This is a genomic window from Neobacillus niacini (genome assembly GCF_000759675.1).
GTDB classification, from domain to species: domain Bacteria; phylum Bacillota; class Bacilli; order Bacillales; family Cytobacillaceae; genus Neobacillus; species Neobacillus niacini_A.
The window spans coordinates 114,115-130,348 of record NZ_BAWM01000009.1 but is presented as its reverse complement, the minus strand read 5'-3'; the positions used below and the strand labels follow the sequence as shown (position 1 = coordinate 130,348).

Sequence of the window (16,234 nt, the reverse complement as noted above, 5' to 3'; positions counted from 1 at the left end):
CTCACTTTTATGCTTCGATACATTGGGTTTGTTTGAGGAACCAGTCACAGTGTTTCGGTCAATTGATATTTTTTCATTTTCGCATAGAGCCATGGACGACTGATTCCAAGAATTTCACTTGCTTTTGTTTTATTACCTTTTGCTTCCTTTAAGGCAGAGAGGATCATATCCTTTTCAGTAGAAACCATTCTATCTTTATAAGTTGAGAGTACTTGTTGAGATACGAATTTCTCCTGAGGGAGAGAGTCGAATGTAGGGATCTCATCTGCATCAATGTAGTTCCCAGTTTTAAAGTTTGCGGCTCTTTCGAGAACATTATGTAATTCTCTCACATTGCCAGGCCATGAATGCTTCATTAGTTTTGTTACAGCTGAATGAGTGACACCTTTAATGTAAAATCCACCTTGGTTCAAACGTCTAATAATGGTATGAATGATCTCTGGCAAATCTTCCATTCTTTCTCTTATAGGTGGAATATTTAATCGCATGATATTTAATCGATAGTATAAGTCTTCTCTAAATTTCCCATCTGCTACTAATTGTTCAATATTTTGATTTGTGGCAGCAATAATTTTCGTATTTAAATGAATGGTTTTTGAACTGCCAATCGGCTGAAATTCTTTTTCTTGTAGAACGCGTAGTATCTTTGTTTGAAGAGGGAGAGACATATCCCCAATTTCATCCAAAAAGATGGTCCCATTCTGTGCTAGTTCAAATTTTCCTTTCATGCCACCCTTTTTGGCACCAGTAAAGGCGCCATCAGCATAACCAAAAAATTCAGATTCAAGGAGTTCTGGAGGAATGGCTGCACAATTTACTTGAACAAAGGATCCCGTTTGTCCAGAAGCAGCATGAATCCCTTGAGCAAATAATTCTTTACCCGTCCCACTTTCTCCAATAATTAAAACGGTAGACATACTTTTGGAAGCTAAGTTCGCTTCATGCTTGACTTTTTGTATAGCACTGGACTCCCCAGCAATATCAAAAATTGTATATTTTGTACCTTTCATTTCATTTATTTCATTTTGATAGTAAGAAATCTGTTTTTCTAGCTTTTTCACTTTTGATAAGGCTTCATGTAACTGAGTTAACCCGCGATAGGTCACTTTACAAATGGCACTAATGATTTCACCATTTTCTTTGATCGGCAGAATCGAAATGAGCGATTGATATCCTTCGATAATTTGGGGTGAATTGTGAAGGCTAATTCCACTTCTAATAACATTTTCAATATCCAATTCAGGGAATAAATCGGTTGTACATTTATGTAACACATCTTTACTATTCAATCCAAATAAATCGGTGAAACCTTTATTAACCATTGTAATTTCAGCTTTATTATTAACTAAGATAATAGCATCATAGGCGATTTCGAGAACAGATGATAATTGACTGTAAACAATACTATATGATGACAGTAACTGTTTTGTAGAGACGACACCAACGGGTTCCATCTCGTTATTTAGTACGGGTGCATGGCCAACATTGTGTTTCAAAAGCAAGCGCCTAGTTTCCTCCACACTATCATTTGGATGAATATAGATGGGACTAGAAGTATAGTACTGGTCAATGGTTATATCAAAAGATGGAATGGTAACTAGGAGTTGGAAAATCTTATTCTTCGTAATAATTCCAATCAATTTATTGGATTCATCAACGACAGGAATTAGATGGGAGTGTGTTTTTGTAAACATGGAATGTACCTCTTTTAATGTCTGTCCTTTCGTGCAGCATACAAAATTTGTAGTCATTAGATCGGATATGAACAAATTCATCAGCCCTTTTTTACTCACATTATAACAAGAAGAATCGAAAAACTTAACAGAAAGTTGTTAATAATTTTACAATTTACAACTTTCTGTTAATAATACTTTACACATTGAAGAAAAAACGCTTTATTTTATAGCATTCAACACATGGCATGGAATTTGCATTAGGTATAGATAGAAAGTTTAGAAAAGGAGGAGGAAATGATGAATTCATCATTAGCCATCGAAGAAGAGATTACCTTATTTAAAAAATCAATTGAAGCCTTTGGAAAAAAAGAAATCGAACCTTTCTACAACCGATGGGAAGAAGATGGAATTATTCCGAGATCACTATGGAGAAAGCTTGGGGAAACTGGGTTCCTTTGTGTAGATATTCCAGAGCAATATGGCGGGTTAGGTGCACCATTACATTTTGCAGCAAGTATTGTTGATGAATTTAGCAAACTCGGCTACAGTTCTGTCTCTGGAAACTTAGCCGTTCATTCAAATATCGTTGCACATTACATTCTGAATGCGGGTTCGGAAGAACAGAAAGCTCACTATTTACCAAAAATGGCTTCCGGGGACTATGTAGGTGCCATTGCGATGACTGAGCCTGGTGCGGGGAGCGACCTCCAAGGAATTAAAACAACAGCAGTCAAAAATACATCAACGGGTGAATATGTGATCAATGGCTCGAAAACATTTATCTCTAATGGTCAGAATTTTGATTTTGTCATTGTTGTGGCCAAAACAAACCAATCTTTTTCTGCTTCAAAAGGAACAACACTCTTTATCATTGATGCGGACTGTAAAGGCGTGACAAAAGGAAAAAAACTAAAGAAAATAGGACTACATTCAGCAGATACATCTGAATTATTTTTAGAAGAAGTTAGAGCGGACCCTCGACAAATATTGGGTGAACTTGACAATGGATTTATTACATTAATGCGTGAATTACCACGAGAAAGGACGACTCTTGCTGTAGGAGCATGCGGAGCAATGGAAGGTGCTTTAGAAATCACAATTAAGTATCTACATGAACGCGAAGCCTTTGGAAAACCTCTCAGTCAATTACAGGTAATTCGCCACAAAATTGCTGAAATGACAACGGAGGCAAAAGTGAATCGAGCCTATGTGAATCAATGTCTAGCGCAGTTAGAGAGAAACCAACTGTCAACTGCTGATGCAAGTATCGCGAAATTATCGACTACGGAAGCTCAAGGCAGGATTGTAGATGGCTGCTTACAGCTATTTGGCGGGTACGGTTATATGGAAGAATATCCAATATCAAAAGCGTTTACAGATGCAAGAGTACAACGAATATACGGTGGTACGTCTGAAATAATGAAAGAAATCATTAGTAGGGATGTTTTAGGAAAATAGAAGAGTAGGAGGATTAGATATGGGGATTTTAAAAGGCCTAAAGGTCTTGGATTTCTCTACACTCTTGCCTGGTCCGTATGCGACAATGATGCTGGCAGATATGGGAGCGGAGGTCATTAAAGTGGAAGCTCCTGATCGTGTGGATCTAACGAAGCATCTTGTACCGATGGATGGTGAAGTGTCAGCATTATTTGGACAGCTTCAGCGCTCCAAACGATCTTTGGCATTAGATTTAAAGCAATATGAAGCAAGAGAAGTGGTCTACAAATTGGTCCAGGAATATGACATCGTGGTTGAACAGTTCCGCCCGGGGGCAATGGAAAGATTGGGCATTGGCTATGAAAAGCTGAAGGAAATCAATCCTAGAGTAATTTATTGTTCGATTACAGGATATGGGCAAACAGGTCCGCTGCGGAACAGGGCTGGACATGATATTAACTATTTAGCGTTATCAGGTGCTGCGAGCTATTCCTCTAGAAAAAATGAAGCCCCTGTTCCTGCGGGAATTCAGGTCGCGGATCTTGCCGGGGGCAGCTTGCCAGCAGTAATTGGTTTATTAGCTGCTGTTTATCATCGTGAAAAAACTGGAGAAGGTCAGTACATCGATGTAAGCATTACAGATGCGGTATTTTCCTTTAACGCCATGTATGGCTCCGGGTATTTAATCGATGGAGTAGAGCCAGAGGCTGAATCATTAATGTTAAATGGCGGCACTTTCTACGACTATTATGAAACCTTGGATCACCGTTATTTATCCGTAGGCAGTCTGGAACCACAGTTCCAAAAAAGACTTTGTCAATTAATAGGGGAAAGTGAGCTATTTAAACTTAGCAGCAGTCAGCAAACACAGGATCAACAAGCATTTAAAGTGATTCTAACAGAGGCTTTTAAACAGAAAACGTTGGATGAGTGGTTAACCATTCTAGGCGAGGATTTTGATGGCTGTGTCGAGCCTGTGTTGAAATTCTCAGAATCGGTTAATCATCCACAAATAAAGGCAAGGAACTTAGTGGTTTCTGTACCGAAATCAAATGGCGGTATACAAAAACAAATTGCCTTTCCTATCAAGTTTTCGACGCAGTCTGCTGATTACCGTTTTACTGGCGTTCAAACAGGAACACATACGAAGGACATTTTGAAAGAGGCTGGATTTGATTCACAAGCGATTGAAGAATTAGCAGATAAAGGGATTTTTGGAAAATAAGTAAAATGCTAAGGAGATGATAGAATATGAATTTAACAGACAAAGTAGCAGTGGTAACGGGTGGAGCTTCAGGTTTAGGGTTGGCGACAGTCACAAGACTAGTAGCGAAGGGCGCTAAGGTTGTTATTTTTGATTTAAATGAAACGAAAGCAAAGGAAGCAGTCGAACAATTAGGTGAGAATGTACAATTTGCATTAGTGAATGTAGCAGATGAGGAATCCGTTCAGAAGGGAATCAACCAAACGATTGAAGCCTTTGGAGCGATTCATATATGTGTAAACTGCGCTGGTGTTGGGACGCCAGGGAAAACAATTGGTAAAAAGGGTGTTTTACCACTCGAGGATTTTAATAGAGTCATTGGGATTAATTTAATCGGTACATTTAATGTATTAAGACTAGCGGCAAATGAAATGAAAAATAATGAACCTCTCACCGACTCTGGTGAAAGAGGTGTCATCATTAATACTGCTTCGGTCGCTGCCTTTGATGGACAAATGGGGCAGGCAGCGTACGGTGCAAGTAAAGCTGGTGTTGCTGGGATGACACTGCCAGTTTCACGTGATTTATCAGGGCTGGGTATTCGCGTGAACACAATCGCTCCAGGCTTATTTATGACACCAATGGCCTATACATTACCTGAAAATGTGATTCAAAAGTTGGCGAATAGTGTTGAGTTTCCGAAACGATTAGGGCGTCCATCTGAATTTGCGGAGCTGGTGACCTTTATTATGGAACATGAATATTTAAATGGAGAAGTTATTCGATTAGATGGTGGAATTCGGATGTCGCCTCGATAAAATCTAGCAAACTAAAAAAACAAAAACAGGAGGTAATGGTTGTGACGAGGCAAGCAAATGTTATTGGCGTTAGTATGGTGAAATTTGAAAAGCCAGGAAAAAATGAACCTTATGAGATTATGGCATCAAAAGCGATCACTGGGGCCTTGAAAGATGCAGGAATTGATTTAACGGATATTGAACAGGCATATGCCAGCTATGTTTATGGCGACAGCACCTGTGGTCAAACAGCTTTATATCAAGTAGGAATGACAGGGTTTCCAATTATTAATGTCAATAATAATTGCTCTTCTGGTTCGACAGCCCTTTACATGGCACGACAAGCAGTGGAGTCTGGTTCCTCTGATAGTGTTCTAGCTTTTGGATTTGAAGAAATGAAGCCAGGGGCATTAGGAGATAATTGGACAGATCGGACATCGCCATTCCAATGGATTTACAATCGTTTTGATCAATTAAATAGTGAGTTACCTGATGGTCCAGTTGCTATAAAAGTATTCGGAGCTGCAGGAATAGAATATCTTGAAAAATACGATGCCAATCCTGATATTTTCGGGAAAGTAGCAGTAAAGTCAAGAAAACATGCCATAAATAATCCTTATTCTTTGTTTACGAAAGAACTTCATTTAGATGAGGTCATGAATTCACCTGTTATATACCCAGGGCTGACTAGGTTTATGGCTTGTCCTCCAACATGTGGGGCAGCAGCGGTTATTGTTTGCAGCGATCGTTTTGCAAAAAAACATAATATCGATCATGCGGTAAAAATCGTTGCTCAATCGATGACAACCGATACACCTGACAGCTATGAAGACAATCTTCGCCTGGTTGGCAGTGGAATGACAGCTCGTGCTGCAAATCTGGTTTATGAAAAAGCCGGTATTGGTCCAAAGGATGTGGATGTGGTTGAGCTTCACGATTGCTTTACCCCAAATGAAGTAATTACTTACGAGGGATTGGGCCTTTGTGGTGAAGGGGAAGCAGAGAAATTTATTAATGACCGAGAGAATACGTATGGAGGAAAATATGTCATCAATCCCTCTGGAGGATTAATGTCAAAAGGACACCCTCTTGGCGCAACAGGTTTGGCACAATGTACAGAGTTGGTTTGGCATTTACGTGGAACAGCGGGTAACCGGCAAGTAGAAGGAGCAAGGACTGCCCTTCAGCATAACTTAGGTCTTGGCGGTGCGTGCGTAGTGACTTTATATCAAAAGGCATAGATTAATATAATTATCGGTTAGAGGAAGGAGTGTAAAAAAGAGTGGATTTGATCAACACAGCCCTTAACGAAGGTGTTTATGAAATTGAACTAAATCGCCCTCATCAGCTTAATGCATTGAATTTAGAGTTATTATCAGAATTAACAGTAGCGGTGAGGGAGGCAAAGCATAATCCAGCTGTCCGCTCCGTTTTACTATATGGGAAGGGAAGAGGATTTTGTGCTGGTGGAGACTTGAAGGATTTCGGAATTGACCCCTCAAATCCGATCGAAGTGAAGGAATTCTTGCAAAAAGGTCATGAAGCAATCATTAACCTCTATAATATGGAAAAACCGGTGATTGCAGCCGTACATGGATCAGCAGTTGGAGCAGGATGTAACTTAGCTTTTGCTTGTGATTTAATCGTTGCAGAAGAAAGCGCTGTTTTTTCAGAAATATTTGCCAAGGTGGGGGCCATTCCAGATTTGGGAGGGTTGTACTTCCTTCCCCAAAAGGTAGGAATGCATAGAGCAGCAGAACTAGTTTTTACAGGGAAAAAGTTGAATGCTCAGACAGCTTTCAATTACGGCTTAATTAATGAAGTTGTTACAAATGGGCAGGCAATTGAAAAGGGAAGAGCACTTGCACAACAATTAGCAAATGGACCAACGAAGGCTATAGGAATGGCGAAACGAATCATGCACCAAGCAACACACTTGTCCTTAGAAGAAATCTTAGAATTGGAGGCTTACGGACAATCACTCATTTTCCAAACACAAGATTTTTCAGAAGGGAGAAAGGCATTTGCAGAAAAACGAGAAGCTAGATTTCTTGGATACTAGCACCGAAAACTAAAGTTAAATGACTGAATATTCCTCATATATAATATTTTTAGAATACTATATAATAATGAAATGAGGTTTCATTACAAAAGACAACAAAAGCGTCCCAAAAGAGGAATTTGAAGATTTATTATATGTACATTTTGCTAAATGGCAATTTCCAGATCAGATCCTTTATGTGGAGGAAATACCAAAAACGAGTGTAGGGAAATTCAATAAAAAAGAAATTGTTAAGAAGTACGAGCTTCTTTACACTGAGACTGGGAATGAAGTCAGATAAACATTAAGGGAGGGCTATGATGGGAATTTTAACGAATTTTAATCAAAGAGGGATCATTGGTGACGGATTAAAAAGGACAAGTTATCGTTTTCCAACAAAACAAGCGTTAATCTATTATAGTTCAGAGGGAGAGCAAATTTCGTACACCTATAAAGAGTTGAACGAAAAGGTGAATCAAGCGGCACATTCATTCGTTCAAATGGGGATAGAAAAGGGAGATCGGATTGCCGTCATAGGACGTAATAGTCCTGAAATGGTTATTTTATCCTATGCTCTATTAAAGATTGGAGCTTGGATTACTCCCTTGAATTTTATGTTAAAACCCCATGAAATTAGCCAATTAATTCATTTTTCGAAAGCAAAGATGTTTTTTGTAGATGGTTTAAATATTGATGGTGTTAAGTCTATTGTCAATGAATTAGACTGCATTCAAAAATTTGTATGTTTTCGTACAAATGAAGTGCCAGCGGGCTGGGAAGATTTCAGCACACTTGTTAAAGGAAACTCCGATGAATTAGAAGTGGAAATTGAAGATGAGGATGTGGCAGCTTTATTTTACACAAGTGGTACAGAGTCATTACCAAAAGGGGTAATGGTAAGCCATCGTAATTTTTTCTATTCTAATTTTTCATACTTAGCAGCTGGAGCATTTCAACCTGAAGATAATTTGCTGCTTTCTCTGCCATTAATTCATATGGCAGGCTTTACGTTCATGTTAAACAGCCATATGGTGGGGTTAACAATCGTAATGACAGAAATCCCTGTCCCTTCACAAATGGCAATGTTGATCGACAGACATAAAGTTACCTTTACAGCTTTGCCGCCAACATTATATTTGGGTATTCTAAATGGTGCAAATGATTATGATTTCACTTCTCTTCGTAAACTGATTACTTGGTCCAGTACGATTCCAAAAAGTATGGTTGATGGATGGAATCAACTTGCACCTGATGCGAACTTTTTCACCATACAAGGATCCAGTGAAACAACTGCCTCTCCTTTAACGGGAAGCTGGTTTAAGACATGGGATGAAGTTCCAAATGGAGACGGAAGATATGTTGGAAGAGTAACGCATACTGGCAGCGAAATCAAACTTGTTGATGAATTTGGAAATGAAGTCCCTGATGGTGAACCGGGAGAACAAATTGCCCGAGGTCCAGTGGTGGTTAAGGGATATTATAATAATGAAGAAGCAAATATGAGGGCATTTCGAAATGGCTGGTATCATACTGGTGATGTACTCATTCGGGACAAGGAAGGGAACTATTATTTTGCCGACCGGAAAAAGGATATTGTCAAATCTGGAGGTGAGAACGTATCGAGTCAAGAGATTGAAAACGTTCTAAGCCTTCATCCAGAAATTATGCAATGTGCGGTTTTCGGTGTCCCTGATCCACGCTGGGGTGAAGCAGTAACTGCAGCAGTAGTATTAAAAAGCCAATCGACCCTTACAAAAGAAGAAATCATTGAATATTGCCGGGAAAAATTGTCTGGTTATAAAACACCTAAGTATATTGTGTTTAGGACCAGCTTGCCGACTACATCTGCTGGTAAATTATTAAAGAGAACCTTGAAAGATGAATATAAAAATCTATTACAGGAAATTTAAAAATTGTGCGAATAAATCTTAAATCTTCTTCTTATTGGGTTCAAACTTGAGATTCTAAGAGTTAAGAGACATTTATATGTGGTGGAATAGCTTTCAAGTATTTTATATTGGACTCTAATTCTAGTAAATTTCCCCTACCGAAATCATTGGTAGGGGAAATTTGCGTTTCACAGATACAGGGAGACACTAATTTATTCTTGATAGATACAATCAAGAAAGGAAAGCATATTACAATTCCTAAGGTAACTGTAATACTTCAGCACCAGTCTCAGGTCTGGCACAGGTACTTTCCATTATATAGTGTTTTCCATTTTCCGATGAATCATGGAGTCCATGCATCGCTTCTAAAACATGGTAGGCTAATTCGCCCTTTGCACGAAATTCGCCGCCCTCGAGGATTGCCTTTGCCATATCTTCAACACCAAGTCCTCTGCTGTTTTGGACATACCCATAAGACAGTGGGACTTCCACAAATTCTTTTTCGTCACGTTTTCTGATACAGACAGGACCGCCAAACGTATTTGGATCTGGAACGAGTATCGTGCCTTCACTGCCATAGATTTCAATAGGCGGCAGGGATGTTCCGCCAAAGGCATCAAAGCTTGTTGTAATGGTTCCGATGGCACCTGTGGCAAAATCAATCACACCAGAAAGATGTGTAGGGGTTGAGACTGGAATTTTCACACCTGCTTTAGGTTGACTAGTCACGGTTCGTTCTGGATAACTAATACGAGCGGATCCAGAAATTCGTTTAATAGGTCCTAAAAGAGCGACTAAGGCTGTTAAATAATATGGTCCCATATCAAACATAGGTCCGCCGCCGATATTATAATAGAAGGCAGGGTCTGGATGCCAATGTTCATGTCCGCGGCAAATCATGAAAGCCGATGCACCAACAGGTACGCCAATTTCACCCTGTTCAATTAAATGGATCGCTGTTTGAATTCCAGCACCTAAGAAGGTATCAGGTGCACTCCCTACTAAGAGATTATGTTTCTTAGCAGTTTCTAGAATGAGTCTGCCTTCCTCAAGTGTAATCGCAAGCGGTTTTTCCGTATAAACATGCTTTCCTGCTTCGAGTACCTGAATGCAAACAGCTGCATGTGCTTTTGGAATCGTTAAATTGATGACTAATTGAATGTCAGGGTCAGATAGCAGTTCTTGTACCGAATAAGAGTTAGGAATACCGAATTTATCAGCCTGAGATTGGGCACGCGCTTCATCTAAATCCGCACAAGCTAAGAGTTCGAGGTGGGGGAACTTCTGACAATTTTCCATATAAATAGAACTAATATTTCCGCATCCAATGATACCAATTTTAAGTTTTTTCACTATTGTTTCCCTCCGGTTTAATAGTCTAGGTCAAAGGTATTATCTTCATTGACTGTCTCCCAAACCTGTATTAACAAGGCCATTTCCATAAAGAGCAGCTACGTCCGCACCTTCAGCCCGTTTCTTCCCTTCGGCAGCCCATAAAAATCCGCGGCGCATAATTAGAGTAACTTCAGGCATAGTGATGATGTTAGCTTGGTGCCCTAATGAACTATAAAAAACATTTCCAAGACCCCAGCGTTTTGTCCAAACAACAGGCATATCAACTGACTTGTTGGCAGAATGAGGACCGTGAACAACTGGGAAGCGTGTGGTCGCTAACACTTCAACTGCTGGATCGAAATGAAGGTAATATTGCTCACTGACAACTTTAAAATCAGAGATGCCCTCTAATAAAGGACTTTTAGAATGCTTGATGTTTACCATATATTCCACACCATCATTTCCAGGATGTGCTACCCAGTTCCCTCCAGTCATGAATTGCCAATCCACATTGTCACGGAAGGAGTCACACATTCCACCATGGCATCCTGCTAAACCAACACCTGCCATTACCGCTTCGGAAATATTTAAGGCATATTTATTTTCAATCCTACCCATTGTCCAGTGAGGAACAATTAAATCCAAAGATTTCAGTTTTTCTGTGTCTGCATAAGCCTCTAGTGTATTGGAAACCTCAACTTGGAAGTTTTCTTCCTCAAGGATACCTTTAAAGATTTCTGCTACCTGATCTGGTTGATGGCCATCCCATCCGCCCCAAACAATCAATGCCTTTTTTTTCATTATGAAATCACTCCTTTTCTCTTTTTTATACTTCAGAAATACGGATCCATTGACGTCTTTCAATCGATAGGTCAACAGCTTCCAAGACTTCTTGACACTTTACACCATCATGGAAATTAGGAACGGGCTGACGATCTTCACGGAAAGCTTCCATCAACTCAACCATTTCATGAATGAACGTATGTTCATAGCCAATCGTATGTCCTGGCGGCCACCAGTTTTGCGAAAAGGCGTGGGAAGGATCAGTTGCTAATATGCGACGGAAGCCTTGTACATCATCGCTATCATCAGTAAAATAAACCTGAAGCTCATTCATGCGTTCAAAGTCAAAGATGACGCTGCCTTTACTGCCGTTGATTTCAAAGGAATTCTTACTTCGATGCCCTGTAGCATAACGTGTAGCCTCAAAGCTTCCTAAAGCACCGTTAGCAAAACGGGCTAAAAATAGGGTAGCATCATCAACCGTAACCTCGCCTTTTTCATCACTCTCGCTGCCTTTCGCAGATAATCCAGTCATCTGAGATGGAATTGGTCTCTCCTTAATAAACGTATCGTTCATTCCAATAACTTCGGTAATATCACCAATTAAGTAGTGAGCAAGATCGATAAGATGTGCCCCAAGATCACCGTGTGAACCTGAGCCTGCGATCTCTTTTTGTAGTCTCCATGCAAGCGGGAAAGTTGGGTCAACGAGCCAATCCTGTAAAAACCAGGCACGGAAATGATAGATATCTCTTTCCTTCGTCCAGAAGCTTTTTCGCCAGCATCACCGCAGGGGCGAATCGATAATTAAAACCAACCATATGCTTAACTCCAGCAGCCACTGCAATTTCTAGCATTTCTCTAGAATCTTGCAATGTAAGGGCTAGAGGCTTTTCGCAAAACACATGCTTGCCTGCCTGGAGAGCTGCGATTGTTATTTCTTTATGTACATTACTTGGTGCATTGATATCGATAAGATCAATATCATCTCTTTCTATAAGACTTTTCCAGTCAGTTGTAGATTCCTCCCAGCCGAATTGCTTTGCAGCCGCCACGACAGCGTTAAGGTCACGACCACAAATTACTTTCATTTCTGGATGAATGGTATTTGGGAAAAAAAGAGGAAGATCCCGGTAGGCATGACTGTGGGCTTTACCCATAAATTTGTAACCGACCATTCCGATATTAACAGTTTCCATAGCTAATCTCCTTTCTTATTTAAGAAATAAAAGAATAATAAAGTTTTATTAAGATTGTTTGGTATAAGGCGTCCTAAGTTGTGATGATGCACGTTCAATAAAGGTAACTGGCAATTGTTCTTTAATTACTGTCATGGTACCTTGAGAGATCAATTGGAGAACTTTTTCTGCTGCCAATTGCCCCATATCAAAAAGCGGTACATGTACAGTGCTAAGTGGTGGAGATGTTATACTTGAAATTTCAGAGTCATCATACCCAATGAGAGCATAATCACGACTTGCCTGGTAGCCTTGTTCACTTAATCCCTGCATAAGACCAATAGCCATCCGATCATTCCCTGCAAAAATGGCATTGATCTCCGGCAGCAAAGAAGCTATACCACGAGCTGCTAGATAACCACTTTTAAGGCTGTAATTCCCTTGAAAAACGAACTTGGGATTGTAGGGAATACCTGCTTTGATCATGGCAGTTTCATACCCTTTTAATCGGTCGATACTATTTGAAAATTCCGTCGGTCCATTTAAAAAAATAATTTTTTTATACCCCTGCATTATCAGTGAGGAAACAGCCTGTAAACTGCCATCTAGATGATCTGCGCTAATGGAATGAAAGGGATATCCTGAAAAAGTTTGATTCACAAGACAATAGGGGAGTTGCAACTGGTGTAGTTTATCAAGTGCTTCCACTTCACCAGGAACATCCTTGGAACCAAGGATGATGCATCCATCTACCTTCTGGGTATGAAAAAGCTTTACATAATCTTTTGACTCATCAGGAGATTGGTATAAAAGAAGCAAACCATATCCTAACTCGCTAAGCTTTGCACCAATTCCACTTAAAAGCTCCGAAAAATAATGGGTACTCATTAAGTTTACCTTTTGAAAATAAGGAACAATAACCCCAATGTTGTTACTTTTTCCACGTGCAAAACTTTGGGCAATGGCATTAGGGTGGTAGTTTAGATGCTGGGCGGCTTGCAATACTTTTTGTTTTGTTTCTTGACGTAAGGGACCGATATTATTAAATACTCGTGAAACGGTGGCTTCAGAAACACCGGCTAATTTTGCTACATCTTTCCGGTTAGCCAAGATATCACCTCTAAACATAAAATGTACACGCGTTCATTCTCTCAAGTTTTTTAAAAATTGTCAATATTAAAAATCGGAATTAGTTCGAGTAACAAGAAAAGTGCCAGGCACCATCCGAAAAATCGGATGACGCCTGACACGTTTTTCTCTTTTATTAACTTCAAATAAGTCAAATTTCATTATTAATGTTCAGTTAACACCGTGCACCTGCCTTTGATTTAAAACAACCAAGCGTTACTTGTAAAAGCTAGCTCAAACTAAGCTGTCCCACGGCACATAGAAATGACTACTTATGGCTGCTTCCTTCCGGACCTGGCCAGATTCATAGGATACCATTGCGTAGGACCTAGTTGTCAACGCTATTTTTACAAGGCAGACCTTACTTGATCCAACCTCAGGCAGGATTTCAACCCCGCTATGGCGGATTGCGGGTTACAGGGCACCGCCAACTCCCCGTCTAGCACGGTATGTATAGGCTAGACTCTTACTTATGTTTAAGTAATAGTATAATCGAGGGAATTGATTTCCCAAACAGTTTATAAATCCGGCGCATGAAATGGCTGTAAGCCAGGTTCTGTTCCTGTGTGCTCTAACGATGCCAATCTCGCACAACAGGTGTAATCATATGACTATCAGTCAAGAAGACCGATCCATCCTTTTGGTTCATTATTCCCGCTGGATGGTGCCCCTACCAAATTTGGGTTGCTCGCTCGTGGGGTTTACCCGTTCCATTTCTTCTGTTTCCAGAAGAATTCGTCACTGTGGCACTTTCAGGATACTCTCAGCATATCCTTTTGGGACTTAGCATGATTTCTCCGCCGTCAGCAGTACCAAGTCTGCTGCCCACCTTTACAGATGGCACGAACACTCCGGGCATCTCAGCACCGGGCGAGCCTGGACTTTCCTCAACTCATGTATACATGAGCCGCGATTACTCACCATTTCATGTTTTGTTTCTTATCGACTACGAAAATAAATATAACACAAAAGAGAGAAACTGGTCATTAGGAGACCTGTCCCAGAGCTGGTATATTTAGGACTTTCTTAGATACGATGACAGATTCGGATAAGATTCAAAATCATTTTTTAAAACCTGTTCTAGAAGCGAATGGGGACCAGCTCGAAAATGTACTGAAATCTAATTTCTAAAATCCGATAACTTAATCAAAGCTCAAGAAGAACTTTTAAATGGGTCCCGTATCATAATCTTTAAAGGTGATCAAAAATTTTTACATGTTGGAAGTGGCCATCTCCAAAGACAGCAGGCGAATTGAGATGCATTTGGAATTGGGAGGAGACTGATCGCCTTTCACCCCAAAATCTGGGAAGTTCAAGTAAAAAGGATTATTTTAAAAATATTAAGTTTAATACAGTTGTCGAAACAGAAATTATCAAACACGGAATTGTCATGTAACGAGTTAAGTTAGAAACCACGAGCTCCAAGTAGCTTCGTGGTTTCTTTTTACTGTAGGAATTGTTTCTTTAATCAGCCACCCCAAGGGCTGCCACCACCATATCCGCTGCGGCCATAATAATCGACGTAACCATAATCCCAACAACCTGCACCAATAATTATTAATAGGATAAACAGTACGACAATTAACGGAAAACTTAATTCGAATCCTTCACTCATGTGAATACCTCCTTCATCTGGGAAGAATACATCCTATGACATTCGCCTAAAAATTGATACAAAAAAACTTTGTTCTCCGAACAATTATGGAGCTTTTAGAAAAGATGGAATATTCTTGAATTAAAAGTATATATGTATAGTGAGAAGTAAATAACCTAATGAAAGGATGATGTCTGAATGGATTGGCTATGGCTGGTTGGTCGCGCATTATTTGGTCTTTATTTTGTTTATTCAGGTCTAAATCATTTCATCCAATTTCAAGGTTTGAAGCAGTATGCGTCCTATAAGGGAGTCCCAGCACCAGGACTATCAGTAGTCGTAACCGGATTAATGCTTCTAGCGGGAGGATTGAGTATTCTTACGGCATATTGGATTGAATGGGGACTTTATTTATTAGTATTATTCTTAGTTGTTTCTGCTTTCATGATGCATAATTTCTGGAAGAGTGAGGATCAGACGGAAAAGGCAGGCGAGAAGAGTCAATTCCTAAAGAATATTGCATTAGCAGCAGCTGCATTAATGTTACTCTCAATCACAAATTGGACTTGGTAACGAGAAAATTTACCACATTCTATTATATAGATAAATGTGTAGCCTAGGGGATACTGTCTCTAGGCTATTTTTCATGTTCCGAAAAGCAATTGCATGGGTGGATGACGGGCTGCGTGTTCATGGCAAGGAGACGGTAAGAGACCAAAACAATCAGCACCTAAAGCTATTATTAAATGAGCATAATATTAACTATAAGATTTTGAACGGTGATTATGAGACCCGGCTTAAAGGTGCAATAGAATTAATTGAAAAATTGTTACAGTAAGAAAATTTTCTACTAGCTATTAAAATAAACCGTTGAGAATTACATTTCCCAACGGGAATTTTTTTATTATATGAATATTTAAATAGTATTGTAATTTAAAAACCTTTAAAATATAATGAATCTAGTTTTTATTATTTCTAAGTTGTTTATATTGTTTGGCTAAAATAATAACTGATACTACATAATATTTACCTTATCAAGAGAGGCAGAGGGACTGGCCCGACGACGCCCGGCAACCGCTATTTTTAATAGTATGGTGCCAAATCCTACAGAACGATTGAGTTCTGAAAGATAAGGAAGAGTATATCCATAATCCCTCTTCCTATTAATCGGT

Annotated in this window: 13 protein-coding genes, 2 other RNA genes, 1 pseudogene and 1 riboswitch; of the genes and pseudogenes, 8 read left to right on the top strand and 8 right to left on the bottom strand. The window is 39.6% G+C overall.

What is annotated here, in order from left to right; translation table 11 throughout:
• Nucleotides 1–44: 44 nt before the first annotated feature.
• Complete coding sequence (locus tag TR08_RS04780) at nt 45–1,751, bottom strand: sigma-54-dependent Fis family transcriptional regulator (protein WP_238579083.1); 1,707 nt, start codon at nt 1,749–1,751, stop codon at nt 45–47.
• Nucleotides 1,752–1,973: 222 nt separating this feature from the next.
• On the opposite strand from TR08_RS04780, the gene TR08_RS04775 reads away from it, so the two are divergent.
• The 6 genes from TR08_RS04775 (at nt 1,974) to TR08_RS04750 (ending at nt 9,065) form a co-directional block, all read left to right on the top strand.
• On the top strand, nt 1,974–3,134 hold the full coding sequence (locus tag TR08_RS04775; protein WP_045516174.1) for an acyl-CoA dehydrogenase family protein: 1,161 nt from the start codon (nt 1,974–1,976) through the stop codon (nt 3,132–3,134).
• A 19-nt stretch (nt 3,135–3,153) separates the two neighbouring features.
• The gene (locus TR08_RS04770) at nt 3,154–4,338 is read left to right on the top strand and encodes a CaiB/BaiF CoA transferase family protein (RefSeq protein ID WP_045516172.1); all 1,185 of its coding nucleotides are present in this window, start codon (nt 3,154–3,156) and stop codon (nt 4,336–4,338) included.
• Between the two features lie 26 nt (nt 4,339–4,364).
• On the top strand, nt 4,365–5,135 hold the full coding sequence (locus tag TR08_RS04765; RefSeq protein WP_045516171.1) for a 3-hydroxyacyl-CoA dehydrogenase: 771 nt from the start codon (nt 4,365–4,367) through the stop codon (nt 5,133–5,135).
• Nucleotides 5,136–5,176: 41 nt separating this feature from the next.
• A complete protein-coding gene (locus TR08_RS04760) occupies nt 5,177–6,355 on the top strand; it encodes a lipid-transfer protein (protein ID WP_045516170.1) in 1,179 nt (392 codons plus the stop codon).
• 41 nt (nt 6,356–6,396) lie between these two features.
• Nucleotides 6,397–7,176, top strand: a complete 780-nt coding sequence (locus TR08_RS04755; protein ID WP_045516169.1) for an enoyl-CoA hydratase/isomerase family protein — start codon at nt 6,397–6,399, stop codon at nt 7,174–7,176.
• Nucleotides 7,177–7,475: 299 nt separating this feature from the next.
• On the top strand, nt 7,476–9,065 hold the full coding sequence (locus TR08_RS04750; RefSeq protein ID WP_045516168.1) for a class I adenylate-forming enzyme family protein: 1,590 nt from the start codon (nt 7,476–7,478) through the stop codon (nt 9,063–9,065).
• 237 nt (nt 9,066–9,302) lie between these two features.
• On the opposite strand, the gene TR08_RS04745 is transcribed toward TR08_RS04750, so the two are convergent.
• The 7 genes and pseudogenes from TR08_RS04745 to TR08_RS30745 all read right to left on the bottom strand — a co-directional run bounded on the left by TR08_RS04745 (nt 9,303) and on the right by TR08_RS30745 (nt 15,083).
• On the bottom strand, nt 9,303–10,397 hold the full coding sequence (locus tag TR08_RS04745; RefSeq protein ID WP_193747673.1) for a Gfo/Idh/MocA family protein: 1,095 nt from the start codon (nt 10,395–10,397) through the stop codon (nt 9,303–9,305).
• A gap of 45 nt (nt 10,398–10,442) precedes the next feature.
• Nucleotides 10,443–11,180 (bottom strand): ThuA domain-containing protein, encoded by a 738-nt coding sequence (locus TR08_RS04740; RefSeq protein ID WP_045516166.1) that lies wholly within the window; start codon nt 11,178–11,180, stop codon nt 10,443–10,445.
• Nucleotides 11,181–11,205: 25 nt separating this feature from the next.
• Nucleotides 11,206–12,361: pseudogene (locus TR08_RS04735) on the bottom strand (Gfo/Idh/MocA family protein).
• A 48-nt stretch (nt 12,362–12,409) separates the two neighbouring features.
• Nucleotides 12,410–13,450, bottom strand: coding sequence for a LacI family DNA-binding transcriptional regulator (locus TR08_RS04730; protein WP_238579079.1), 1,041 nt, complete (start codon nt 13,448–13,450; stop codon nt 12,410–12,412).
• Nucleotides 13,451–13,649: 199 nt separating this feature from the next.
• Nucleotides 13,650–13,916: signal recognition particle sRNA large type (gene ffs / locus TR08_RS30755), an RNA gene on the bottom strand.
• 92 nt (nt 13,917–14,008) lie between these two features.
• Nucleotides 14,009–14,393, bottom strand: an RNA gene (rnpB, locus tag TR08_RS30750) — RNase P RNA component class B.
• A gap of 543 nt (nt 14,394–14,936) precedes the next feature.
• Nucleotides 14,937–15,083, bottom strand: coding sequence for a YjcZ family sporulation protein (locus TR08_RS30745; protein ID WP_081954345.1), 147 nt, complete (start codon nt 15,081–15,083; stop codon nt 14,937–14,939).
• Nucleotides 15,084–15,260: 177 nt separating this feature from the next.
• On the opposite strand from TR08_RS30745, the gene TR08_RS04725 reads away from it, so the two are divergent.
• Both TR08_RS04725 and TR08_RS04720 read left to right on the top strand, forming a co-directional pair.
• Nucleotides 15,261–15,635, top strand: a complete 375-nt coding sequence (locus TR08_RS04725; protein WP_045516163.1) for a DoxX family protein — start codon at nt 15,261–15,263, stop codon at nt 15,633–15,635.
• Nucleotides 15,636–15,708: 73 nt separating this feature from the next.
• Nucleotides 15,709–15,900 (top strand): hypothetical protein, encoded by a 192-nt coding sequence (locus TR08_RS04720; RefSeq protein WP_045516162.1) that lies wholly within the window; start codon nt 15,709–15,711, stop codon nt 15,898–15,900.
• A 190-nt stretch (nt 15,901–16,090) separates the two neighbouring features.
• A riboswitch (SAM riboswitch) is annotated at nt 16,091–16,198 on the top strand.
• Nucleotides 16,199–16,234: the final 36 nt, after the last annotated feature.